Annotated in this window: 18 protein-coding genes; 4 read left to right on the forward strand and 14 right to left on the reverse strand. The window is 70.4% G+C overall.

The genetic code is table 11. From position 1 onward, the window contains the following. Window positions 1-419: 419 nt before the first annotated feature. From ACOJUJ_RS18590 to ACOJUJ_RS18600, 3 genes are all read right to left on the reverse strand, one after another. A complete protein-coding gene (locus tag ACOJUJ_RS18590; RefSeq protein ID WP_420128392.1) occupies window positions 420-848 on the reverse strand; it encodes a hypothetical protein in 429 nt (142 codons plus the stop codon). Window positions 849-1049: 201 nt separating this feature from the next. Beyond that, window positions 1050-2117 (reverse strand): NAD(P)H-dependent oxidoreductase, encoded by a 1068-nt coding sequence (locus ACOJUJ_RS18595; RefSeq protein ID WP_420128393.1) that lies wholly within the window; start codon window positions 2115-2117, stop codon window positions 1050-1052. Between the two features lie 158 nt (window positions 2118-2275). Continuing rightward, on the reverse strand, window positions 2276-2440 hold the full coding sequence (locus ACOJUJ_RS18600; protein WP_420128394.1) for a hypothetical protein: 165 nt from the start codon (window positions 2438-2440) through the stop codon (window positions 2276-2278). A 283-nt stretch (window positions 2441-2723) separates the two neighbouring features. Between ACOJUJ_RS18600 and ACOJUJ_RS18605 the strand changes: the two genes are divergently transcribed. From ACOJUJ_RS18605 to ACOJUJ_RS18620, 4 genes are all read left to right on the forward strand, one after another. Then, window positions 2724-3170, forward strand: coding sequence for a cytidine deaminase (locus ACOJUJ_RS18605; protein WP_420128395.1), 447 nt, complete (start codon window positions 2724-2726; stop codon window positions 3168-3170). Then, window positions 3167-4480: a thymidine phosphorylase gene (locus ACOJUJ_RS18610; protein ID WP_420128396.1), complete on the forward strand. Its 1314-nt coding sequence runs from the start codon at window positions 3167-3169 to the stop codon at window positions 4478-4480. Before ACOJUJ_RS18605 ends, ACOJUJ_RS18610 begins: the two co-directional genes overlap by 4 nt. Before the next feature lie 606 nt (window positions 4481-5086). After that, window positions 5087-6859, forward strand: a complete 1773-nt coding sequence (locus tag ACOJUJ_RS18615) for a DUF885 domain-containing protein (protein WP_420128397.1) — start codon at window positions 5087-5089, stop codon at window positions 6857-6859. A 402-nt stretch (window positions 6860-7261) separates the two neighbouring features. Continuing rightward, window positions 7262-9163 carry a PKD domain-containing protein gene (locus tag ACOJUJ_RS18620; protein ID WP_420128398.1) on the forward strand — a complete coding sequence of 634 codons (1902 nt, stop codon included), beginning with the start codon at window positions 7262-7264 and terminating at the stop codon, window positions 9161-9163. Between the two features lie 651 nt (window positions 9164-9814). Here the strand turns inward: ACOJUJ_RS18620 and ACOJUJ_RS18625 are convergent. From ACOJUJ_RS18625 to ACOJUJ_RS18675, 11 genes are all read right to left on the reverse strand, one after another. Next, on the reverse strand, window positions 9815-11227 hold the full coding sequence (locus ACOJUJ_RS18625; RefSeq protein WP_420128399.1) for a hypothetical protein: 1413 nt from the start codon (window positions 11225-11227) through the stop codon (window positions 9815-9817). After that, the gene (locus ACOJUJ_RS18630) at window positions 11227-12873 is read right to left on the reverse strand and encodes an endonuclease/exonuclease/phosphatase family protein (protein ID WP_420128400.1); all 1647 of its coding nucleotides are present in this window, start codon (window positions 12871-12873) and stop codon (window positions 11227-11229) included. The genes ACOJUJ_RS18625 and ACOJUJ_RS18630 overlap by 1 nt, the downstream gene beginning before the upstream one ends. Then, window positions 12870-13586, reverse strand: coding sequence for an ABC transporter ATP-binding protein (locus ACOJUJ_RS18635; protein ID WP_420128401.1), 717 nt, complete (start codon window positions 13584-13586; stop codon window positions 12870-12872). Before ACOJUJ_RS18635 ends, ACOJUJ_RS18630 begins: the two co-directional genes overlap by 4 nt. Before the next feature lie 494 nt (window positions 13587-14080). Next, entirely contained in the window at window positions 14081-15259 is a 1179-nt protein-coding gene (locus ACOJUJ_RS18640; protein ID WP_420128402.1) for an ABC transporter permease, read from the reverse strand. Further along, a complete protein-coding gene (locus tag ACOJUJ_RS18645; protein ID WP_420128416.1) occupies window positions 15256-16071 on the reverse strand; it encodes an ABC transporter permease in 816 nt (271 codons plus the stop codon). Before ACOJUJ_RS18645 ends, ACOJUJ_RS18640 begins: the two co-directional genes overlap by 4 nt. Before the next feature lie 542 nt (window positions 16072-16613). Further along, a complete protein-coding gene (locus tag ACOJUJ_RS18650) occupies window positions 16614-18989 on the reverse strand; it encodes a TonB-dependent siderophore receptor (protein WP_420128403.1) in 2376 nt (791 codons plus the stop codon). A gap of 273 nt (window positions 18990-19262) precedes the next feature. Further along, entirely contained in the window at window positions 19263-20081 is an 819-nt protein-coding gene (locus ACOJUJ_RS18655; protein ID WP_420128404.1) for an SAM-dependent methyltransferase, read from the reverse strand. Window positions 20082-20155: 74 nt separating this feature from the next. Next, complete coding sequence (locus ACOJUJ_RS18660; protein ID WP_420128405.1) at window positions 20156-23110, reverse strand: ATP-binding protein; 2955 nt, start codon at window positions 23108-23110, stop codon at window positions 20156-20158. Window positions 23111-23599: 489 nt separating this feature from the next. Next, window positions 23600-24073 (reverse strand): hypothetical protein, encoded by a 474-nt coding sequence (locus tag ACOJUJ_RS18665; protein WP_420128406.1) that lies wholly within the window; start codon window positions 24071-24073, stop codon window positions 23600-23602. 163 nt (window positions 24074-24236) lie between these two features. Further along, window positions 24237-24791, reverse strand: a complete 555-nt coding sequence (gene pyrE, locus ACOJUJ_RS18670; protein WP_420128407.1) for an orotate phosphoribosyltransferase — start codon at window positions 24789-24791, stop codon at window positions 24237-24239. After that, entirely contained in the window at window positions 24788-25123 is a 336-nt protein-coding gene (locus ACOJUJ_RS18675) for a hypothetical protein (RefSeq protein ID WP_420128408.1), read from the reverse strand. The genes pyrE and ACOJUJ_RS18675 overlap by 4 nt, the downstream gene beginning before the upstream one ends. Window positions 25124-25310 lie beyond the last annotated feature (187 nt).

The following is a 25310-nucleotide window of genomic DNA, read 5'->3' on the forward strand; positions in this document are numbered from 1 at the left end:
GAAAAGCATCACGCGGAGGCGCGGAGGAACGGATGAGGCGCGGAGGCGTTTTGGGCGTTCCCTCCGCGCCTCTTCTGTTTTCTCCGCGCCTCCGCGTGAAAATCGTTCCCCTCACTGCACATCGAAATCCGGGAGATGGTAGAATATAAGCCACTCTGTTGACCCTGCTGACCCTGCGTGGATACCGGATCCGCAAAAACATTGGGCACGCAGAGGAAGCGGAGGAAGCAGAGAACTGCTGTAGAAACCTCTGCTTCCTCTGCTCCCTCTGCGTGAGAACCTGCAGTTGGGGATTCCGGAGTGTAGTTGCGGATCACGTATGAGGATGAGGCCTCGTTCTTTTTGCGGATCGAGATGAAAACGAAGAAGCGCCCGGCGGCTGGCCGGGCGCTTCGTCGTTCATCCGCCGGTCCGGGCAACTACCGGCTGCGGAAGACGCGCACGCCGTAGTGGCACTCATCGGAGGAGCAGGTCGCCATCTGCACCGAGAGCACGAAGCTGCCGCTCTGTCCCTCGATGGCCAGCATGGGAACGTCGTCCATCTCGCGGTCGGCCTCGACCTCCTGGCCGCTGCTGTTGGTGAGCACCAGGTCCATGTCGGAGCAACCACCGTCACACACGCCCACCACGAAGTACTGGTTGCCGGCTTCCAGGTCCAGCTCGAACTCTTCGTCCTCGCCTTCGCCCAGCGTGCCCAGCACGGCTTCGTCGGCGGGGACAAAGTTGTTGCCGCCCATCAGCACCACGGCCGAGTCCAGCTGCGTGGTCACGATCCCCGGCTGCGCCTGCGCGGGGGTGGAAAGCAGCGCGGCGGCGATGGCGGCGAGCGCGATGTACGGAAGCTTCATTGGACGGCTCCAGGTCGTGCGTTTCAAGGGGAGATGGATCCGGGCGGGGAACCCGGACATGGGCCGTTGCAGCGGAAGCGGCGGCGACGGAAGGCGTTTGCTGCCACCAGAGTAGCAGCAAACCCGGCAAGGAGCAAGCACTCGCGGCCGGGCCTGCGCCGCCTTCCCTCTCCGTTGCCGGGCGCCTTCTACCGGCGCGGGTCACCCGGTGTTCCGTGTCGCTTCGCTACGGCCCGGATGCAGCGTGGCGTCGCGGTTCAACCCCAGCCTCTGCTGCACGTCCGGCGACGAGCCCTGGGGCGGCATCCCCAGCCGCATCCGCGTGTCGCGCCACTTGAGGCGAACGTCCGCCATCTTGTGCGGCGGCGGCGTGTAGCCGTACGCCCGCCAGCGCCCCGGCGGCACCTTTCCCTTGGCCTGCACGTGCTGCGCAAAGGTGTCTGTCCACGCGTCGAACGCGGCCATCACGTCGCGCTCGCGCACCATGTCCTCGGCCTGGTTGTCGGCGTAGGGGATGCCGGCGCCGCTTTCCGCGTACGTCCACAGCGCGTCGGGCACCTCTACGCCGCTGTACCGGCACTGCCACACCAGCGGCGCGTAGGCGTTGCGGTCTTCCTGGAACGGTTCCTCGTCCACCGGGAACCACGCCTTGTGGCGCAGCTTCTTCGGGCGCCCGTCGTCATCCACCTCGTTGGCGCCGGCGTCGCCGTAGCAGAAGAAGGCGGCGGTGCGGCCCTCCAGGTGGTTCATGGAAAGATCGCTCCACTCGGGCGAGTGCTCCAGCCGCATCGCCATCTCGGGGTCCTTGTGGCCGATGAGCGCCTCATCCGGGTTGCCGCCGTTGGCGCACACCAGCCGGTCGAACATCAGCTTGAGGTTGCTGCTGGGACCGTACCAGTTCACCGGCCCGATGACGGCCCATGCGTCGGCCAGGTCAAGGCGCGCGTACAGGTCCAGGTCCCACATCAGGTCCGGCTCGGCGTCGTCGCCTTTCGTGTAGCAGTTGCACGGCCAGCAGCAGAGCGCCATGGAGGTGCTGACGCAGGCGTTGCAGCTCTGGATGCGGGCGCGGGCGTACACGTTGCCCAGGTCTTCCACGTCGATCTCCCACTCCGCCGGAAGCCGGTCGGCCATCCGCAGCATGAGCATGCGGCTCTTGCTGTCCACGCCCGGGCAGTTGTACTGACGCCGCTGGGATCCACTGATCACCAGCACGCGGAACGGGCGCTGGTCGGTGGGCAGGCGGCCGTTGTCGTCGTCGGGCTTCATGGCTCGGAATGCACGGCGTGGAAGGGAGTGATCGCGCACGAGCGGGGGCGAGGATCGTGCCGGATCCCTCGCCCCCGCTCGTCAGCGTTCGGCCTTTCCCATCACCATCGGCACTACCTCAGGCACCGCGCGCGTTCAAAGCGCGAGAAGCCTGATTCTCAGCAGCCGCAGGTGCGGCTCGCCGGCTGGGGAAGGCAGTACTCGCCCGGGTTCAGCGAAGTACAGTGCGTAAGGGAGATGGCCTGCACCCCATGAGACGTGCCGGTGCCGACCTCGAACGCCTCGACCTTCAGGTTCTCCACGCACAGCTTGAGCTTGGGCATCGTTCCTCCATCGTGTGGACGGTGAGCAGACAATCGACAGGCACTATGTATCGTCCCGAAACATCAGTATTCTGACCAGGGCGGGAAGCAGGAGAATGGATGTGCTTCGGAGTGCGCCGGAGTGGAATGCGTCACGCGGGATGGGCCCGAAGGGGAACCCGGCGGACGCACGCCCCTGTCCTGATCCGTCCGTGCATCCGTATCCCGGCCGCTTGCGTGCGTTTGCGTTCGGCGAGTGTATATTGCGGGTCATTCCCCGGTTCACCAGCAAGCGAAGAGTGCCTTGAGCGCGTCCCCATCATCTATCGACCCCGCCGTTGCGCGCGACCTGCTGGCCCGCGCCCGCGAGGTCCGCGCGAACGCCTACGCGCCCTACAGCCGCTTTCAGGTAGGCGCCGCGCTGCTGGCGGCGGACGGGCGCGTGTTCACCGGCTGCAACGTGGAAAACGCGTCGTACGGCCTGGCCAACTGCGCCGAGCGTGTGGCCATCGGCAAGGCGGTCAGCGAGGGGGCGCGCGAGTTCGCCGCCATCGCCGTCACCGGGCCGCGGGACGCCGTGCCCACCGCCCCGTGTGGCGCCTGCCGGCAGGTGCTGTACGAGTTTGGGCCGGATATGCCGCTCGTCATCCCCTCCGACAACGCGGACGGCTACGAGGTGACTTCCGTGGCCGCGCTGCTCCCCGGCGCCTTTGGGCCGGCGGCGCTGGTGGCCGGGCAGGGGGTTCGATGATCAGCGCGGTGCCGCTGATCGAGCGGAAAAAGCGCGGCGAGGCGCTCGCGGCCGACGAGCTGCGCGGGCTGCTGGGCGGCTTTGTGGCCAGGGAGGTGCCCGACTACCAGATGGCCGCGTGGCTGATGGCCGTGTGCCTGCGGGGGATGACGGACGCGGAGACGCTGGCGCTTACCGAGGCGATGGTGGAGAGCGGCGCCACGCTGGCGTGGCCCGGCCTGGACCGGCCCACGGTGGACAAGCACCGCGCCGGCGGCGTGGGCGACACGACCGCCATCGTCCTGGTGCCGCTGATGGCCGCCGCGGGCGCGGCGTTCGTCAAGATGTCGGGGCGCGGGCTGGGACACACCGGCGGCACGCTGGACAAGCTGGAGTCCATCCCCGGCTTCGTGTGCGAGCTGCCGCTGGAGGAGATGCGGGCACAGGTGCGCCGCATCGGCTGCGCGCTGGTGGGGCAGAGCCCGGAGCTGGTGCCCGCGGACAAGATGACGTACGCCCTGCGCGACGTGACGGGGACGGTGGACAGCATCCCCCTCATCGCGGCCAGCATCATGTCCAAAAAGCTGGCGGCCGGCGCGCGCAGCATCGTGCTGGACGTAAAGTGGGGATCCGGCGCCTTCATGCAGACGCTGGACGAGGCGCGCGAGCTGGCGGCGGTGCTGGTGCGCATCGGCGCGGGGGCGGGGCGGGGGACGCGCGCGGTGCTCAGCGGGATGCGGCAGCCGCTGGGCGCGGCGGTGGGCAACGCGCTGGAGGTGCGCGAGGCCATCGACACGCTCACCGGAAGCGGGCCCGCGGACCTGTGGGCGCTCACGCTGGAGCTGGGATCGCACCTGCTGGAGATGTCGGGCCTGGCTCCAGACGCGGCGGAAGGCCGTGCGATGCTCGTCCGGCTGCGCGACAGCGGGGCGGGCGCGGAGATGCTGGAGCGCTTGATCGAGGCGCAGCACGGCGATCCGCGGGTGGTGCGCGCGCCGGAGCTGCTTCCCGCCGCGCCCGTGGTCCGCCCGCTCACGGTGGATGCGGACGGGCCGCGCTGGGTGAAGGCGGCGGACGCGCGCGGCATCGGCGACGCGGCGCTGGAGCTGGGCGCCGGGCGCAAGACCAAGGCGGACGCGGTGGACCCCGCCGTGGGCATCGTGCTGCGCGCGCGCATCGGCGACCGCGTGGAGCCCGGCCAGCCGCTGGCCGACGTCCACGCCCGCGGCGACGAAGCCGCCGAGCAGGCCTTTGCCGCCCTGCGCGCCGCGTTCCGCCTTTCCGACACCCCCGTCCCCGCCGCGGACGACGCATACGAGACGGTAGGGTAGGCCCTCACCCGGCTCGTTCCTCGCCTGCCCTCTCCCACAAACCGCGTGGGAGAGGGGATAAACGGCACAAGCCGCGAAGCGCTTCGGTTGGCTTCGAGAAGGCCCCCTCCGGGCCGGCACCACCGGCCCACCTCCCCCGAAACTGCCGGGGGAGGTTGGGTGTGGGCAGGGATCGCGGCGGTTCGGAGAGGATGGCGCGAGATGGTGGGCCGCCCCCTCCCCGGCCCTCCCCCGCAAACGGCGCGGGGGAGGGAGGTGCGACGCACCTTGTCGAAGCGGGATCGACGTTCTCCCCTCTCCGTGAGGAACGAACGGGGAGGGGCCGGGGGAGGGGCACACCCTGGCGGACGCAGTTCGATGCCTGTCGCCGAGCCTCTGTCCCATCGGCAACATCAACGTTCCAACCTCCCCCGGCGGTTTCGAGGGGTAGGCGAGGTTTACGAGCCCGGTGGGGGCCTGCGCGCAGCTTCCGAAGCGGTCCGATACCTCTCGCCGATCGCAATCCATCTTCGATTCCTGAATCCCGGCGCCCGCTTGAGGCGTACGCACCCCCGCGCGGCCTTTACGCTGAGGGCCGCCGTGTCTTCCCAAACCCGATCCGATCCCATGAACGCGACCCAACGCCGGCTGTTTGCCGGAACGATGGTGCTGACGGCTTTCGCGGCGCCCGCGCACGCGCAGGACGCGCGCGCCGACTCGCTGGCCCGCCAGGTGACCGCCCTGGCCGACGAGGTGATGCAGACGGCGCTCGTCCGCTCGCCCGAGCTGGCCACCTACATCGGCCTTCCCGGCATGCGCCACGAGGGCCTGAGCGACAACTCGCTCGAGGCCATGGCCCGCTACCAGGTCCTGGACGACGACTTTGCCGCGCGCGTGCTGGCCATTGACCCCGAGCCGCTGGTGGGCCGGCCGGAGTACGTGACGCTGGGCTTTCTGCGCGAGGCCGCGCAGAGCGGCGCGCAGGGGCGCGTGTGCCGCAACGAGCTGTGGGCCGGCGTGAACCAGATGTTCGGCTGGCAGGTGAGCCTGCCGCGCCTGGCCGCGGTGCAGCCCGTGGGCACCGACGAGCTGCGCGCGCAAACGCTCACGCGCTGGCGCGGCCTGGCAAAGGTGATCGACACCGAGACCGTGAACCTGCGCGAGGGCCTGCGCCTGGGCTACACGGCGCCGCGGGTGAACGTGCAGCGGGTGATTCAGCAGATGGAAGAGCTGGTGGCCATGCCGCCGGCGGAGTCGCCGTTCGCCGGGCCCATGCAGCGCGACAGCACCCCCGCGTTCCGGCGCGAGTTCGAGGCGGTGATGACGAACGAGATCTACCCCGCCATGCGCCGCTACCGCGACTTTCTGGTGAACGAGTACCTGCCGGCCTCGCGCGAGGCGGTGGGGATCGTGGGCAACCCGGCCGGGCAGGACTGCTACCGAGCGGCCGTGCGCTCGTTCACCACGCTGGACGTGCCGGCGCAGGAGATCCACCAGATCGGCCTGCGTGAGATGGACAAGATCCAGGCGGAGATGCGCACCATCGCGCAGCGCAGCTTCAACACCACCGACGTGCCGGCGCTGCTGGAGAGCTTCCGGACGGATCCGAAGTACCTGTTCCGTACGCGCGAGGAGATCGTGGCGTACGCGCAGGCGGCCATCGAGCGCGGGCGCGCGGCCATGCCCCGGTGGTTCGGCCGGCTGCCCAAGAGCGACGTGGTGATCGAGCCCTACCCGGAGTTCGAGGAAAAGTCGGCACCCGGCGGCGCCTACGAGACGCCGTCCGAAGACGGCACCCGCCCCGGCAAGTACCGCATCAACACCTACAAGCCCGAAGAGCAGACCAAAGTGGGCGTGGAGTCCACCGCGTTCCACGAAAGCATTCCGGGGCACCACCTGCAGCTGGCGCTGGCGCAGGAGCGGCAGGGTGCGCACATCATCACGCGCTTCATGGGCAACTCGGGCTACAGCGAGGGGTGGGGGCTGTACTCGGAGCGCCTGGCGGACGAGATGGGGCTGTTCTCGTCGGACATGGACCGCATGGGGCTGCTGAGCAACGAGGCGCTGCGCGCGGCCCGCATGGTGGTTGATCCGGGGCTGCACGTGCTGGGCTGGTCGCGCGAGCAGGCCATTGAGTACATGCTGGCGCACACCGCCGAAAACCGGCAGGCGGTGGAGAACGAGGTGGACCGCTACATCGGCTGGCCGGGTCAGGCGACCGCGTACATGCTGGGCAACCTGGAGATCCGCCGCCTGCGCGAGATGGCGGAGCGCGAGCTGGGCAGCCGCTTCGACATCCGCGCCTTTCACGACCGGGTGCTGGAGAACGGCTCGGTGCCGCTGCCCTTTCTGCGCGAGAACATCGAGCGCTGGATCGCGGCGGAGAAGGCGAGGAGCTAGGGGCGAGGGAATAGGGAACAGGGAATAGGGAATAGCCTGCTCCCGCTCACGTGAATCGCCCCGGCTTCTGCTCGAGAAGCCGGGGCGATTCCGTAGACGGGAGTGGCGGCGCAAGGGGAGGTAATAGCGGTGCTCACGGTTCGTTGTGCATTGGGCGAATCCGAGTGAATACCGATTACATCTCCTGAACCGGACATCACACACGGGGTCAACGGTGAAGATCAAAAACCGTTGACTCCGTTGACCCCGTGTGAGACGAGTCTTTTCCATGATCCGGGATCGGATGCACAATGAGCAGCGGAATCTGGTATAAGTACTTGTAGCAACTCAGGATATGAGTTATTTTCCACGACTCTTCCCGATGCCGGTCCGTCTTGTCGCACCCTTCCGCTCCACCATCACATGCCGAATCAGAGCCTGCTTCGCGCCGCGGCAATCGCGGCCGTTTCCGTGATGTCCGCCGCCTGCGCGGACAGCATTTCCGCGCCCGTCACGCCCGGTGACGCGCCGCCGCTCGCATCCACCCTGGTGGGACCGATCGAAGACCTGGGCCCGGGCGGGCAGCTGCTGGGAATCAACGCAAGCGGGGCCGTGGTGGGCTACGTGCCGGTGGACGGCGGAAACGCCGCCATCGTGTGGACCCCCGCCGCCGGGCGTGACACGCTGCAGGACCTGGCGTATTCCTCGTCGCCGCAGACGGTGGCGTACGCCATTGGCGACGCGGGGCAGATCGTGGGCACGTCGGAGGCGGGCGACGGCACGCCGCGGGCGGTGCTGTGGAGCTCGTCCTCGGCGGCGCCGCAGGACCTGCAGCCAGGGGTGACCATCCCGTCGCGCGCCAATGACATCAACCGCCACGGAATGGTGGTGGGCACGAGAACGCGTAGTACGGGAGACTGGAGCCGGGCGTTCGCCTGGACCGCGGAGGGCGGAGCGCGTGAGCTGCCGACGCTGGGCGCCATGGCGTCGGCGAACGCGGTGAACGATTCCGGCGTGGTTGTGGGCTTCAGCACCGGGCCAAACGCGGGCAACCCCGAGCGCGCGGTGCGCTGGACGGCGGCGGGGCAGATCGAGTTGCTCCCCGTTCCCGGACCCCGCAGCTTTGCCCAGGACGTGAACCTGCGCGGCGAGATCGTCGGCAGCTGGCACGACGCGTCGGGGCAGCAGCGCGCGTTCTTCTGGTCCCCGCAGACGGGGTTCATGGACCTCGGAAACGGCGGCGGCATCGCGGCGAATGCCCTGAGCATCAGCCAGAGCGGCATGGTGGTGGGGCTGGCCGTCACCAACGAGGGCTACCGTGCGTGGGCGTGGACGCCGCGCAGCGGCATGCGGCGGCTGCAGGGGCTGAGCGGATCCAGCGCGTCGGCGTACGCCGTCAACCGCAACGGCCAGGTGGCGGGTAACGCGGTGGACTCGGCCAGCACCGGCCGCCTGGTGCGCTGGCGGCTGTCGGAGTACAACTCGGGACCCACGGTGACCCTGGCCCCCGGCGCTCGCTCGCTGGAGGAGACGGATTCCATCGCCCTCACCGCCATCGGACAGGACCCCGAGGGCGATCCGCTGCGCTACGCGTGGACGTTCGGCAACGGGGCCACGCACAACGATCCGGCGACCACCGGCAGCTCCACCGTCCGCCGCCGCTACGGCGACAACGGATCGTACCCGCTGGAGGTGATCGTCAGCGATCCCTCCGGCGCGCGCGACACGGTGACGGACACCATCACCGTGGTGAACGTGGCGCCCCGGGCCGTGTTCGCCGCGCCCGCCGCCGTGTCGGAGGGCGCCACCTTCCCGGCGAGCATCTCTGCCCTGGTGGACGGGGCCGCGGACCTGCGCGCCGGCATTCAGGTGTCGTTTGACTGCGGCACGGGCACCTTCGGCACGGCCTCGACCGCGCTGAACACCACGTGCCCCGCCTGGCCCGACGACGACACGCTGACGATACGGGTGAAGCTGCTCGACAAGGACGGCGCGTCCACGGTGTACACGCGCAGCGTGGCGGTACAGAATGCGGCGCCGGTGGCCAGGGCAAGCGCGGGCTCGGCGACCACCATCCCCCGGCGCGGCACCTTTACCATGCAGGGCACCTTTACCGACGGGGGCGCCTCGGACGGCCCGTGGAAGTACCGCTTTACCTGGGGCGACGGCACCTACACGGAAGGCTTCGTGAACGCGCAGGGCGCCGTGCCCGCGACGCAGCACATGTACCGCGGTGCCGGAACCTACCGCCCGTATCTGCGGGTCACGGACAAGAACGGGGTTTCCGGCACGTCCGCCCGGCTCACCGTCATCGTGAATCCCTGATCCGCGGCGACGACGGCTGAGGCTGGTGATCTGCCGCGGATGAACGACAAGAGGACGTGGATGAGAGCTCTCATCCACGTCCTCTTACTTTCAGCCGCCGGTGTCATTCTGAGGGAGGCGCACCCTACATACTGTCCAGATGCACGAGAGCACGGTGCGCCGACCGAAGAATCTGCCAGATGGGCGCACGATTCCGTCGGCTACTCTGGTTTTGGCGCGAGGCCCCGCCCGTTTTCGATAGAGATTCTTCGGTTGGCGCACATGTTCCGGTGCGAGACGACGGTTCGGTGCGGCGCCTCACTCAGAGGATGTTGACAAGCCTCAACCCTCCCAGTCATCCTGAGGGAGGCGCCGCTCCGGAATCTGCTGATCCACAACGCTTTGGCGCTGACCGAAGGACCTTGCCTGCAGAACCAGGAGCCTTGAACGGCTCCCCAGGGCTGGCCCCGTCGCGACCCGACAAAGATCCTTCGGTCGCGCGCAAGTTCTTGTGAACACGACGGTTCGGGGCTGCGCTCCCTCAGGATGACAGTGTGCGTCTGGGCGAACAACTGAGGTTTCTCAACACGCTCTGACCCTGACGCTCAGAATGACAGCGGTCGGCCCTTATCCAGCTTTTTGCAAGTTGGTTGAAGGCGATTCTTTCCGGTATCACTCGTCCACGTACGTCTCAAAGAAGCCGCGCAGCCTGCCGACGGTGCGGCCGCGCTCCTGGATCGTCGCGACGCCGCGCATCTGCACGAACCAGCGGCGGGTGGGGCGGTTCATGTCCGTCACGTGCACGGCGGCCACGTCGACGGTGACGCGCAGCCCCTGGCGCGGGTCCTGGAAGGCAAAGCGGCGGGGGACGCGGATCTGCCGGCCGGCGGCGGGTGCCGTCTGCATCTCCAGGAACTGGATGGCGCCGGGGCGATACACGCCGCGCACACCGTCCTCGTCCACCAGGTACGCGAACAATCCCTCCGCCGCGGCCTCTCCGCCGCGGACCACGCCATAGAGAAGCGACAGGCGCTCGTCCGACGCGGAGCCCCACTCCCACGAGACGTCGCGCCACACGCCCCAGTTGTGGTCGTGGTACGCCTGCGCGCCGCGTACGGGCTCGCACGCGGGAAGGCAGACGGTGCCGTCGGCGCGGGCGTACAGCGCGGGGGTCACGTAGCCGGACACCAGCTCCGAGCCGCCCAGGTCGGTGGGCGGAAAGTAGCGGCGCGGCGCGGGCTGCACGCGCAGGTCCACCCGCACGCCCCCCGCGTCGGCCGCCACGCGATACGCATCCCCCTCCAGCCGCACGTGCGCCCGCTCGCCAAAGCGCAGGTCCGGCGACGCGGTGTCGAAGCGCGCCTGCTCGCCGGGCAGATCGCGCGTGAGCGAGCGGTGCGTGCCGTCGGCCTCGCGCACGGTAAGCAGAATGCGTCCGCCCCAGCGGCCGGGGACGCCCACTTCGCCCGCCACCATCAGCGTGGCGTACACCCACCGCCCCTCGTCCAGCACCACGTTGAAGTAGTGCCATTCCGCCCAGGTGCTGTCGCGCACGGGAGGAACGTGAAAGCGGTCGATCTCCCGAAGCAGCGCGGACTGCGGCGGCGCCGTCCACTGGCGGTCCGCGTCCGAATCCATCCACCGCCCCGACAGCAGGTTGGGCGATGCGCCAGCCGCCTGTGACCGCGACGGGATCTCGCCCGTGGCGATGACGCTCAGCCGCCGGCCGCCGGCGAACAGTTCCAGCGGCTTGCCGTCCAGGATGGGGCTCGAAGACCGGATGCCGTGCTCGCGGCGGCCGCGCGGCGACTCCAGCAGGTTGCGCTGCAGAAAGCGCGCGTGATCGATGCCCAGAAACAGGGATGACACGCCGCCCGCCTTCAGCATCTCGGCGCTGATGCCGGCGGGGACCACCACCACGTCGCCGCCGCCCACCAGCTCGCGGTCGCGCGCCTGCTCCAGCATGGCCTCGCCCACGGCGAGGAGGACGACCATCACCGCCACGCCCAGCGCGTAGCCGGCCAGCAGGAACAGTGCGCGCGCCGGCCGGTTGCGCAGCTCCGCGAGGGCAAGGCGGACGATCATCAGCTCCCCGGTCCCCAGCGAAAGTCGCTGACCACGGGAAGGTGGTCCGTGGCGCGCGACGTATCGTCCGCCACCCCGTGCGCCGCCTGCCACCGCGCCGACAGGTCGGCGGAGCGAAAGACGAATCCGCCCACCCACCCCAGCGTGGCCTGGCTGTACAGCACGTAGTCCAGCCGGCTGGGAGTGAACCGGTCGCCCGCCCACTCCCAGGTGGCCTCCGACACGCCGTCCAGCCGCCTGGGCTGCGCCGCCCACAGCCAGCGGTCGTCCACGTCCATCTCGCGCATCAGGACGGTGCGCGGCTCCTCGCTCCCCACCAGGTTCAGGTCGCCCGTGATCAGCAGGCCGTCCACGCCGCCGGCCCGCAGCGCGGCCTCCGTCGCCTGGCGAACGGCCAGTGCCTCAATCCGCCGCAGCCGGTCCGACGGCGTGCCGGCGCCGCCGCAGCACTCCAGGTCCACGGTTACCGCCAGCAGCCGCTTCCCCGCGATCTGGACGATGGCGCCCAGCACCGGCACGCCATCCGCCATCCGCCGCTCCATCGCCTCCCGCGCGCGAGGCGAGGCGTCCGCCGGAAGCAGGGCCAGGACGGAATCCGGGTACGGCACCGTCGTCGCGAAGGGCGCCGCGACCACGGGCAGGGTGCCCCGGGCGGCGATTACCCCGCGCTGCGTGCCGCCGGAGGTGCCATAGAGGGCGCGCCAGGGCACGTCGCCGGGAAGGATGCGGTTCAGCAGCGCCTCCACCTCTTCCGCGGAATGGCCGCCGGCCACCTCGTCCAGCAGCAGCACGTCGGGGGCAAGGGGGCGCAGGATGGCGCCGTACGCCTCCGGCTGCTGGAACATCGTCTCACGCCCCACGTTCCACGACACCACGCGGAACTCCACCGCCGGGTGCCGCGCCAGCGGGTCCGCTTCGCCCGCGCCGCGCGTCACGGGGCGCGGTGCGGGATCGGCCAGCTGTACCGTGAAGGCGGGGAGCGAATCCGCCACCGCGCCGTTTGCATCCAGCGACAGCAGCCGCGCCGTCATCCGCGCGCCGAAGGGTACGGGACCGCCGCGGCGGATGCGCATCTCGAAGAACGTGGACGCGTGCGACGGCGCCACGATCAGCCCGGCCTCGTTCGCGGGGACGAGGCTCGTGCTGTCCTGCCCCGGCGCCCGGATGCGCAGCCCGGCCCCGGCGCGCGCGCCGTCCGGCCACACGGGCGAAAACTCCAGCGCCGCGTCCACGCCGGGCATTCCGTGCGCCGCCCACCCGGACGCGGGATCGCCGTCCGCATCCATCAGCAGCACCAGCGTCCCCGGCATGCTCTGCAGCGAAACCTCGTGCTCCAGTCGCAGCAGCAGGTACACGGCGTCCGCGTCGTGCCGCACGCGCACGCTGTTGGGCATCGGCCAGGGTGGCGGGGGTTCGGGCTCGCGCGGAACGCCGCCGTGGTGGTGATGTCCGCCGCCCCGCCTGGCCAGGGCGGCGGAGGGCGTGGCGTCCCACTCCCAGGGAAAGCCGTCCAGCACTACCTCGCGCTCGTGGAACGGCCGGGTGTCGATGCTCGACGGCTGTGCCGCGGCGGGCGCCGGCGTGAACAGCGAGAGAGCGAGCGCGGCCGCGGCGGCGCGCCAGGGGATGCGGGTATAGAACGTCATGGGGATTGTGGAGGAGGAGGTGCGGCGTCCGCCGCCGCGCCGGCGTCGCGAACCACCAGGCCGTCCGCCATCTCCACCTGCCGCCGGGCGCGCTCGGCCACGTGCGGGTCGTGGGTGACGATGACCAGTGTGGTGCCGTCCGCGTTCAACCGCTCGAACAGGTCGATGATCTCGTGCCCCGTGCGCCGGTCCAGCTCGCCCGTGGGCTCGTCGGCAAAGACGATCTCGGGCTTGTTGGCCAGCGCCCGGGCAATGGCGACGCGCTGCTGCTCGCCCCCGGACAGGTGCGGCGGGCGGTGCGTGATGCGGTGCCCCAGCCCCACGTACTCCAGCAGCTCCCGCGCGCGCTGCCGCCGCTCCGCTTTCGGCACGCCGGCCTCCGCCATCGGCAGCTCCACGTTTTCCGCCGCGGTGAGGACTGCCAGGAGGTGAAAGCGCTGGAAGATGAACCCCACCCTGCGCAGCCGTAGCGCCGAACGCCGAGCCTCGTCCAGCGCATAGACCGGCTCGCCGAGCAGTTCGACCGTGCCGCTCGTCGGCGGCTCGATGCCGGCGAGGACGTTCAGTAGCGTGGATTTACCGCACCCCGACGGCCCCACCACCGCCACGTGCTCCCCGCGCCCCACGGCGAGGTCGACGCCGCGCAGCGCGTGCACGGCGTCGCCCTGGTAGGGAAATTCCTTGATGAGCCCGCGGGCGTGGATGATGTTCAACGGAAGTGCGTGAGTACGTGAGTACGAAAGTACGAAAGTACGAAAGTACGAAAGTGCGAAAGTGCGAAAGTGCGAAAGTGTCGGGCTGTCAGATGCTGATCTGGATGCTCGCTGCGTCCGCGGGGGCCCTCACCCGCTCGCTTAGGCTCGCACCCTCTCCCAACATCGGGAGAGGGTATAAACGTCACAAATGCGTCCGGCGCGTTTCCGCTGTTGCGGGGTTCTTCCCACGCGCTGGCTCATCCCGCTGCGCAGGCCCCTGCTGAATCGAGCAGGTGAAGCCCTGTTCGTGTCGCGCCTCGGCGCGAGACAGGGCTTATGGCCACTATAGCCCCGGGGTTTCAACCCGGGGTGCCGGTGAGCGGCGCCACACCATCCCGGCTTACAACCCTCCGTGGCCGGGATGGCCCTAACCCGGGTGGCTTCGACCCGACGTGGCTTTCGCCCGGGTGAGATCTAGCCCGGCCGCCCGTGTTGCCCCGAGCCCCCGCCCTTCACTCCGCCTCTTCGCGCAATGCCCGGCCCAGCGGCGTGCGCGTCGCGTTCCATCCAGGCAGCAGGCCGGCCAGCGCGCCGACGAGGATGACGATGCCGGTGGCCAGGAGCACGCGGCCGGGCTCCCAGGCAAAGAAGGTCATCTTTGCCGGGATGCCGGGAAAACCCAGGAGGATGCGGTCCAGCCGCCCCGCCATCCACAACCCCAGCGGCAGCCCCAGCAAGCATCCGATTCCTGCCAGCACCAGCCCCTCCACCACGATCGCCAGCAGCACCCGTCCGCGGCTCACCCCGATCGCCCGCAGCGTCGCGATCTCGCCGAACCGCTCACGCACGCCAATGGTGATGATGGTGGAGACCAGCAGCGCCGTCACCACCAGCGCAATGCTCCCCAGGATGGTCGCGAGTTGCTGGAAATAAAGCAGGCGGCGGTCCATCTCCGCCATCAGCTCGCGCGTGGAGTACGTCGACACTTCCGGCACCGCGGCGGTAATGCGGTCGGCCAGCGCATCGTCATCCACCCCCTCGTCCGTGGCCACGCCAAACAGCGAGACCTCGCCGGGGCGGCCGGTAAGGCGCTGCACCTCGCCGATGGGCATGGCGATGGAGCGCTGGTCCTCGTAGTCGTACAGAAAATCGGCCACGCCGCTCACGCGGTACGCCGTCGTTTGCCGCGCGCGGCCCAGCGACACGTCCAGGTCCGCCGCCAGCCGGATCGTATCGCCCACTGCCAGCCCCTGGTCGCGCGCCAGCGGCTCGCTCACGGCCACCTCTCCCGCGCCGGGCTGGCGGCCGTCCACCATGCGGTAGAGGAACTGCGACCGAGGGTCGATGCCGGAGGTGAACAGCGGCTCACCGGCGCTGTCGCCGCGGGCCAGGTAGAACTGCGCGCCCAGCACCGGCGCCACGGCGCGCACCCCCGGCACCGCCGCGATCCGCCGCCCCACCGCGCCGCCGTCCGCGATTCCCGCCTCGCTGTCGAACGGCAGGCTGCCGCGCGGCGTGACGCGCAGCGCGTACCCGCTTACCCCCAGCAGCTCGCCGAACGAGCCCGTCAGCCCGCTGGCCAGCATCGTCATGTCCAGCAGCAGCGCCGCGGACACGGCGATGCCAGACAGCGCCAGCGCCGTCCGTCCCCCGCGGCGAAAGAGCGAGCGCAGAAAGGCGGAGACGATCACCGTTCGCCCAGCTTCTGCGGCGCCACGCGGACGACGCGCCACGCCGCCAATCCGCCAGCCACCGCGCCCAGCGCCAGCCCCAGGACCGCGGCGAGGAAGACGATGCGCGGCGTGACCAGGGCGAACTTGAGCGTGCTGTCGTAGACGTTGGCGTAGTGGGCGTTGACGATCTTCGCCACCAGAATCCCCAGCCCCGCCCCCGCCGCCGAGCCCACCACCGCGATGCCGATGGCCTCCAGCACGATGGCGCGGAACACCGTGGAGCGGCTGACGCCGATGAGCCGCAGCACGCCCATGTCCCGCTTGCGCTCGTCCACGCGGATCACCATCACGCAGAGAAGGAAGATGGCGCTCGCCAGGATGGTGACGATGCCGATGGCGTCGTGAAAGCGCGAGACCACCGCGAAAGTGGCGCTGGTGCGCTCCGCCAGCGCCGCGCTGCCGTAGGCCCGCGTGCCGAACGCCACGGATTCGATCCAGCGCGCCGCGGAATCCGCGTCCGCGCCCGGCGCCAGCACGATGGCGAAGCGGTCCACGCGGTCGCGTGTGGGGAGCATGGCCTCCAGGTCCGGCAGGTGCAACCGCACCTCGTAGTCGTTGCGGGCGATGCGGTTGGGGTCCGCCTCCCGCTCGAACACGCCGGCCACCACGAACGGCCGCGCCTCGCCCGTGCCCGCCAGGGCCCGCGCGCGCACGGTGTCGCCCACGGCCAGCGGAACCTCCTCCGCCAGCCGCCGCTCGATCAAGATCTCCGGCACGTGCGGCGGCGCGGGCGGACCTCCCGCCTGCAGCACCACCGCCATCCACATCATCGCGATCAATCACCCTCCCTTTGCCGCGCGGGAAGGTAGCCTCTGCAAAGGTGATGCGGGAGGGAGGAAAGTGCGAGAGTGCGGAAGTGGGATACTCGTCGCGAACATCCGCGGTGTGTTTCCGCTGGATCCGCGCAGGCCCCCTCCGGGCGAGCACCACTCGCCCACCTCCCCCGAAACTGCCGGGGGAGGTTGGATGTTGGTTCGGCATCCATGCGAACGAACGGCTTCGGTTTGGAATCGCCACGCGGGCAGGCGCCGACGCAACGAGCAGGTGAAGCCCCGTTTTGCGAGGAACGAGCAAAGACGGGGCTTATGGCCGTTCGAGCCGCGGGTTTACCCGCCCCGGGGTGAGGTGGGCGGGTGACCCAACCCGGCGTGGCCGAAGGGGGCGCCCGATCCCCGACCGCGTCCCATCCGGCGCCATCAATCCATCCATCATCCATATAGGCACCCCGCCCCAAACGAACAACGGCCCTCCCCGCGCGGGGAGGGCCGTCGTCGTCCATCAACCGTCATCCATCCACCAACCCGTCACTCGTTCACCTGCCGCGCGTGGTCAGGGAGATGCGCACGGTGCGCGGGGCACCGGGGAGGATGTTGTTGTTGCCGTGCGACGTGGGATAGTACGTCTCGTCGAACAGGTTCTCCACGTTCACCTGCGCGCCCAGCAGCGGCGTGATGCGCACGAACACCGCGCCGTCCACCCGCGTAAAGCCGGGGAGCGTGACCGTGTTGTCGATGGCCGCGAACATCTTGCTCTGGTGCAGCACGCCCACGCCAACGCCCACCTGCGGCAGCACCTGCCAGCGGTTCCACACGGACACCGTGCGGCGCGGCACCAGCGGCACCTGCGCACCCGCCGGCGCGGCGCTGGTCTGCTCGACGATCCTGGCGCGCTGCTGCGAGAACCCGGCGGTCACCTGCCAGAAGTCCGCGATGCTGCCCTGCGCCCCCAGCTCCCACCCGGTGGTGCGCGCCTCGCCCGTCTGCACCGTGCGCGTGGGATCGTTCGGATCCGGCGCCGAGGTGTTGGTGCGGTCCAGCTGAAAGATGGCGGACGTAAGCGACAGGTTGGGAAGCACGTCCCACTTGGCGCCCACCTCGTAGTTGGTGAACTGCTCCGGCTCCAGCGTCTCCGTGGTCGCGTTCAGCGAGCTGAACTGGTCGCCCGAGCTGGGCAGGTACGACACGGTGTAGCTGCCGTACAGCGACACCGGCTCGGCGGGCTTGATGACGAGCCCCGCGCGCGGCGAAAGCAGGTCGTCGCTGCGGTCCAGCGACTCGTCGTTGCGGTTGTTGTGGAAGTCCACGTCAAAGCGGTCAAAGCGCAGCCCCACGATGGCCTGCAGGTAGCGCGAAAGCTCCAGCTGGTCCTGCAGGTACACGCCCGCCACCGTGGCCGTGGCCTGGTTGTCGGCGTCCGTGGCGCTCTGCCGGAAGGTGATCGGCGTGTTGACGGTGGGGCTGCCGAACGGCGCCTGCACCGAGGTGGTGGCGTCGTTGTAGTAGCCCGTCTCGCGGAAGTTCTCCGTCTCCTGCCGGCCGATCTCCACGCCCGCCAGCAGCGTGTGCCCCACGCCGGCCGTGCGCAGCCCCCAGGTAAGGTCCGTCTGGTTGAACAGGTTGGTGCGGTCCGTGGCGTTGCTGTAGGCGCTCAGCGTGACCGTGGAGCCGTCCGCGTTCACCGCGCCGGGAAAGCTGTTCTGGTAGAACTTGTCGTAGCTGGCCCAGCGGCTCCGGTTGCGGATGGTCAGCCCGCCGATGCCGTGTTCGACAAACGCATTCGCCGACTGCGTCTGGAACTCGGAGTAGCTCAGGTCCGGGTTGCCGAAGAAGGTTTCGATGTCGGCGCCGGACGGACGGCCCTGGAACGAAGGGATGCCGCGGTCGACCGTGCGATCGTCGCTGAAGTACTCGTAGCCCGCGCGCACCGTGGTGCGCGAGCCCAGCGCCACCGCCAGCGTGGGGTTAAGCCCGAAGCGGCGCAGGCCGAACTCGTCGCGGAAGCCGTGCGAATCCTCGAACACGCCGTTGAAGCGCGCCGCCACGTTGGGCCCCAGCCCCTGCCCCACGTCGATGGTGCCGCGGCGGTGCTCGTACGATCCCGTCTCCAGCGTAAAGGCGCGCGTGGGCGCCCACTGGGCCTCGCGGGTCACGCGGTTGATGACGCCGCCGCCGCCGCCACGGCCAAAGATCATGGCGTTGGCGCCCTTCAGGGCTTCCACCCGCTCCGCGTTGTACAGGTCGCGCAGGTACTGCGCGTCGTCGCGCACGCCGTCCACAAAGAAGTCGGCGGTGGAGCTGGTGCCGCGGATGGTGGGCGCGTCGCGGTGCCCCTCGCCCTGCCCCATGCTCACGCCGGGAACGTAGCGCACCACGTCGGCCATGGACTGCATGCTCTGGTCGGCGATCAGCTCGCCCGTGACCACGCTCACCGACTGCGGCGTGTCGCGCAGCGGCGTGTCCGTCTTGGTCGCGGTGGTGGTGCGGCGGGTGGCGTACCCCACGCTGCGCGAGCCCACCACGGTGAGCGGCGTGAGCGTGTAGGCGCCGCTGACGCCGGATCCGCCGCGCGCCACCATCGCCGTCTCGCCGTCCGCGAACTGCGCGGCCAGCCCGGTGCCGGCCAGCAGCTGCCGCAGCGCCTCGGGCGCCGTAAGCGCGCCGGACACCGCCTGCGACTGCACGCCCGCCGCGGCGCTCACGTCCAGCTGCACGCGCACCGCCGCCTGCCGGCTGAACGCCCGCAGCGCGTCGGCCAGCGGCTGCGCCGGAATGTTGAAGCGGATGGAGGACGTGGTGTCGCCCGGGACGGGCGCCAGGGCGGAGAGCAGCACGGAGCGCGGCGCCTGGGCCGCGGCCTGCGTGCCGCCGTAGAGAAGGCATCCGGCGCCGAGAAGTACAGTCAGTCGCATGAGCGAGCAGGATCAGCAGGTGTGTAGATGAGAACGATTCTCAACATCATACAGGCTCCTCCTCCTCCCCGCAAGCACCTCCAGTCGTCCTGATGACGTACCGGAGAGCGGCGAAAATGCGCAGTGCATCCCAACGCGTTGCGGCCCAACAGCTTGAAGCCCCGCCCGGCACAAGGCCGGGCGGGGCTCTGGATTGTTGTAGATGACGGGCGATGGCCGCGAACAGCCGGTGTGCAGCCGTACCCGCGGCGTGGAGCCGGTATTCCGCCGACCTCAGCTTCCGGGCACGGGCTCGGCGATGCCGACCGCCCAGCCGGCGTCGTGGGCGCGGCGGCCTTCGGGCTCGTAGCACGCCAGGCGAAAGCCGGCTTCGCGCATCTCGGCCTCGATCTCCGCCTCGTGAAAGCGGTGGACGTACACGGGGATCAGGTCGTCACCCAGCTCCGGCGGCTCGCGCCGCAGCATGCGGCGGATCCCCTTCGCTACCCGATACTCCATCCTGAGCCGGGTGAGCTGGTCGGGCTTGGTGAAAAAGGAAAGGAGCAGCGGCGCGCCGTCGGGGATCATCGCGCGCAGGCGGCGCAGCATCTCGATGCGCCGCGCCCGCCCCGCGATGAGCATGTACGAGCCCCATCCCATGATCACGCCGTCGTAGCCCGCGGCCGGCGGCGTGGTGTCGCGCGGGAGCAGGCGGACGGTGCCGGTGACCCCCTGGCGCGGCAGGAACCCGCCGGCGAACTCCACCAGGGTGGGATTGCACTCGAAGCCGTCCACCTGAAAGCCGCGGCGCTCCAGCGCCAGCACCTCGCGCCCGCCCCCCGCCGCCAGCACCAGCAGCCGCGTACGGTTTTCGAAGTACCCGCTGATGGCGGTTTCTTCCCAGTCCATCAGCCCGCGCAGGTTGTGCGCGTCGCCGTTGTAGGTGGCGCTGCCGTGGTAGTGCAGCTCGTCCACCGCCTCCAGCTGCGCGCGCGACAGCACCCCCAGCCACACCCCCGAATGCGCGCCGTCCAGCACGCGGACAAACGTCATCCACCGCCGCCCCAGCCACAGGTAGAAGCGTACGAGCGGCGAGCGGATGGTGGGCTTCATGGGGATGAACTGGAATCGTGGAGCGGGCGAGGACGCTGGACCGACGCGGAGTATCCGCCGCACGGGCGGCGCTGTCAACTCGGCTCCGTGTCCGCCTCCGCGGGAAGGCGCAGGGTGAAGGTGCTTCCTTCGCCCGGGGCGCTGCGCAGGGTGAGGCCGCCGCCCAGCAGGTGCGCGAACTCGCGGCTCAGCGCCAGCCCCAGCCCCACGCCTCCCTCGCGGCGCGTGGTGGAGGGATCCACCTGAAAGAAGGGCTCGAAGACGCGATCGTGCAGCTCCGCCGGAATGCCGGGGCCGTTGTCGGCCACGTCCAGGCACACGTCGGCCTCGGAGCGGTGCAGGTGCACGGTGATCCCGCCGCCCTCGCTGAACTTGACGGCGTTGCCGATCAGGTTGGTCAGGATCTGCCGCACCATGCCGGGGTCCGTCTGCACGCGCAGCTCCGCGGGCGTCCGCACCTCCAGCGGCAGGCCGCGCGCCTCGGCCGCGCCGCGCAGCGACTCGCACACGTCGCGCACCAGGGTGGCGAGCGCGACGGGCTCCGGCCGGGCGCGCTTGGTCCCAGCCTCGACCCGCGCCACGTCCAGCACCTGGTCGATCAGCGCCACCAGGTGCTCGCGGGCGCCGCGCATCCGCCCCAGCGCCTCCCGCTGCTTGGGGTTGATCTCGCCGTAGATCCCTTCCTCCAGCAGGCTGCTGAAGCCGGCCAGCCCGTTGAGCGGGGTGCGCAGCTCGTGGCTCATGATCGCCAGAAAGTCGCTCTTGGCCCGGCTGGCCGCCTGCGCCCGCTCGTACAACCGCGCGTTGCGCACGGCCACCGCGGCCTGCCCGCCCAGCAGCTCCAGCGTGGACAGTTCCTCGCGGGTAAACGGCGGGCTGTGCGGGCCGCGCACCAGTCCCAGCATCCCCAGCCGCTCATCCCCCGCGCGCAGCGGATAGACGGCGTAGTGCTCCACCCCCGTGCGCCGCATCCAGGCCATGGTGGGGTGCGTGGCGTCGTCCCCGGCGGAAAAAACGCTGGGCCCGCCACGGCGGAAGGCCTCGTCCGTCAGGCTGCCCGCGGAGGGCCCGCCCATCCCCCGCAGCGGCTCCAGCAGCCCGGACGCCACCCCGATCCGCAGCTCCTCGCCCCGCTCGCCCACCAGCAGCGTGAGCCCGGCGCCGTCCGCGCCCACCAGCTCGCCGGCCAGCGAGACCATCCGCTCCATGACCTCCGCCGGATCCAGCGTGGAGCTGAGCACCTCCGCCGCGCGCAGCAGGGCGCGGTTCACCTCCGCCCGCTCGCGCTCGCCGGCGTACAGGCGCGCGTTGTGGACGGCCATGGCCGCGGAGTCCGCGAACGCTTCCAGCAGCCGCGCGTCGTCCCGCCCAAATCCGCCGCCGCGGTCCACCACGCCCAGCACCCCCAGCGCCTCGCCGTACGCGCGCACGGGCACCAGCAGCAGGTTGCGGGCGCCCACGCGGTGCATCATCGGCAGCAGGGGGCTCGAGGCGGGAAGCAGCTCCAGCGCGTTGAACCGCTGCGTCCCCTCGCGCAGCACGATCTCCGCCGCGGAGCCGTGCAGCGGCGTGCGGATCCCCTCCATCTGCTCCATCAGCCCCAGCGCGGGCGAAACGCGGATCTCGCCGGATCCCGGCACCTGCGCGGCGAAAAAGCTGCCGCGCGCGCCCAGCAGCTCCATGGCGTTCTGCCCCGCCAGCCGCAGCACGTCCTCGGGCTCCAGCGACGACACCAGCGCGCGCCCCATCTCGCGCAGCGCCCGGCTTTCCTCCTCGCGCAGGGCGGCGTTGGCGGCGGCGTGCTCCGCCTCGCGCGTGCGGTCGATCAGGGCGCGCTCCAGCGTAAGCCGGTCGGTGATGTCGTAGAACGCCACCATCCCGCGCTCCATCCGCCCCGCCGCGTCGCGCAGCGGCACCCCCGAGGCCAGCACCGTGCGCTCGGAGCCGTCCGGCAGCCGCAGCACCAGCTCTACCTCGCGGGTGGCCTCGCCGGCCAGGGCGCGGGCCAGCGGTACCTCGCGCGGCGGAAAGGGCTCGCCGGTGGGGCGGAAGACCTGCCAGCGCGACGCGTACTCGCGCACGTCCAGGGCGGCGAGCGCGTCGGGCGTGCGGCCGGTCAGGGCCACGGCGGTGGGGTTGATGTAGGTGATGCGGCCGGACGGCGCCCCGGCCACCACCACGCCGATGGGAAGGGTGTTCAGCACGTCGTACAGCGCCCGCCGCTCCGCCTCCACGCGGTGGCGCCCCTGGACCAGGCCGGTGACCTCCACGGCCAGGATGAGCAGGTAGCGCACGCCCTCGCCGTCGCCGCCGGCGAGGGGCTTGATGGTCAGACGAAACCAGGCGGGGCCGCGGTCGAAGCCGTGGTATTCAAACTGGTCGCTTTCAAACGCGCGCCCCGTGTCGCGCACCCGCGCCAGCATGGGCCCCACCCCGCTTGCCTCGAACGCGGGAAGAAAATCGCTGATGGGGCGGCCCACGATGGCCTCGGGATGGATCCACGGCTCGTCCAGCAGCCGGCCGTACGCCTCGTTCGCCTCCACCACCACCAGGGTGTGCGCGTCCAGCAGCGCCAGCGCCACCGGCGCGCCCGAGACGATCTCCCCCAGCCGCCGCTCGCGCTCCGCCAGCGTGGTGTGCACCTCGCGCACGCGGCGCTCCAGCTCTTCCAGCTCCGCCTGCGCGGTCACGTTGCGCAGGCGCACGCGCAGGTCGCCGCTGTCCATGGGCTCGGCCGCCACCTCCCACACGTGCGGCACCTCCGGCCGCCGGTCAAAGCGGAAAACGATGGGCACGCGCGTATCCATGGCGCGCCGCACCTCGTCCGCCTCGGGCACCTGGCCCCAGCCGGGGATGGCGTCCCAGAAGGTCTCTACCCCCTGGCGTCCGCCCAGCAGGTCCAGGATCTCCAGCAGCGAGGCGTTTGCGTACAGAAACCGCCAGTCGGGCGAAAGCACGGCCACGCCGTCGCGGGCGCGGCCGAACTGCGCGTCATGGTCGCGGTTGCGTGCCTCGGAGGTCGGGCTCACGGGTGCGTGCCAGGGGGTGCGGGACGGCGTTTTCGAGGCGGATTGGGCCCGGCAAGTTCGCGGCCAGAGGGGGTGAACGGGTGAGCGGGTGAACGGGTGTGATGGTGTGAGGGTGTGAGGGTGTGAGGGTGTGAGGGTGTGAGGGAAGGTTTGGGGCGCGTCCGCTGGGGCCCTCACCCGCTCGCTCAGGCTCGCACCCTCTCCCGCAAGCGGGAGAGGGTATAAACGTCGCACACGCCCGCCGTGCGTCTCCGCTGTTGTGGATATTGTCGACGCAGCCCATCCACCACGCGCGCAGGCCCGCGCTGATACGAGCGGGTGAAGCCCCGCCGGGCGAGTTCCGCGAGCCCAGGGCGGGGCTTATGGCCTTTATAGCCCCGGGCTTTAGCCCGGGGTGGCCCGAGCGGGGCCAGCCAAATTACCCCAATGAAAAACCGCCCTCCCCAGCGCGGGAGGGCGGCGAGTCACGACTCGGTGGGTCGATGCGGATCAGTGCCGCAGCGTCAGGCCCACGTGCATGCCGCCGTCCGCCGCGGGGGCGACGGTGAGCGGCGCGGACCGCTGGCGCGAAGGGCCTGGGGCGGTGACCAGGCCGTAGATGGCGCCGGCGCCCGCGCCGACCATCGCACCCACAACTCCGTGGATGGCAACCTCTTCTTCCCAGCCCAGGATGCACCAGCTCTCGTCCGGCTGGCATCCATCCGTCGTGATCGCGCCGACCAGGAGCCCGGCACCCGCGCCCGCCAGCGTGCCGATCCCGGTGCTCACGAACATCCGGCGCATTGGAAAGCCCGCTGCTTCCTCGTCTTCAGCCGGCGGTGCGCCCGGCACAAGGGCGGCGGGGAGCGGCGTGACGGCGGATACGGCGGCGGTCTGCTGGGGAATTACATCAACCTGCGCGGCCGCGGGTGTCGCCTGGATGGTGGCGACGAGGAGGGCGGCAGTGGCGATCATGTATCGCATGGATCGATCGATCTCGTGTCTGGTTGTTCGTCGGGAGCTTCCGGAGGAATCGTGTACGTAAACCTCTCCCGACGGTTTCAGGGGAGGTGGGCGACGGTTACGAGCGCGGAGGGGGACCGGCGTGGAAGCCTGCCGCGGCGATCCGGAGTTCGCGGTGCTCCGCTTACGCCGCCACCGCCAGCAACTCGCTGACGGGAAAGAGGGTGTGCACGGCGTATCCGCGCGCTTCGATGGCCTCGCGTCCGCCACCTTCGCGGTCCACCAGCGCGATGACGCCCAGGACGATGCCGCCCTCCGCTTCCACGGCGTCGCACGCCTGCAGCGCGCTCTTGCCGCTGGTGATCACGTCCTCCACCACCACCACGCGCGAGCCGGACGCAAAGCATCCTTCCACCCGCTTGCCGGTGCCGTGCTCCTTGGGCTGCTTGCGCACCGAGAACGCGTGCACCGGTGCCCCCGCCAGCCACGACGCGTGCGCCATGGCGTACGCCACCGGGTCCGCACCCATCGTCAGCCCGCCGACGGCGTCCGGCGTGATCCCGGCGGTGCGGAGCAGCTCCAGCCCCAGCCGTCCCACCAGCGCCTGACCCTCGGCGTGCGTGGTGGTGGTGCGGCAGTCGATGTAGTACTGGCTTCGCGCGCCGGAGGCCAGCACAAAGTCGCCCGTGCGGAACGAGCGCTCCAGCAGCAGGGCGCGCAGACGGTCGCGGTCGCTCATTGCTCCAGCGCGGGCGGGGTGGGGAGCGCGACCCACTCTTCCAGGGTGCGCGGCGGCGGATACGGCTCGCCGAACTTCTCGTGCAGCGCCTGGATGGCGGCCACCACCGCCTCGTCGCTGCGCACGTCGCTGTCGGCGCCAAACTCCAGGAACTCCAAATACGTGTCGCGGTGGTCCGCCGACGCGAACGCCCACGCGTGCGCCCCGCGCGCCACGGCCGCGTGGTGCAGCGCCGCGTACAGTTCCGCGTACTCCGGAATGCGGTCGGCGGGTACGTGGCGGCGTATGCTCACCAGCCTGCGCGGCTTTGTCTCCATCGGAAAACCGACCATCGATCAGTAGTGGATTGGGATCGCCCGGGTATCATCCGGAGCCGGATCGGGAGGTGAACAACGAGCATCCGCTGTGCGCACCGCCCGCCTCCGCGCGTTCTCCGTTCGATCCCAACTTCTGCCGACGCCCCCACCCGCCGCAAGTATGCCCCAGCGCCGGGCCCGCCGAAGCGCGATCGAAGTTCTC

It is taken from the genome of Longimicrobium sp. (assembly GCF_048594345.1).
Classification (GTDB): Bacteria; Gemmatimonadota; Gemmatimonadetes; order Longimicrobiales; family Longimicrobiaceae; genus Longimicrobium.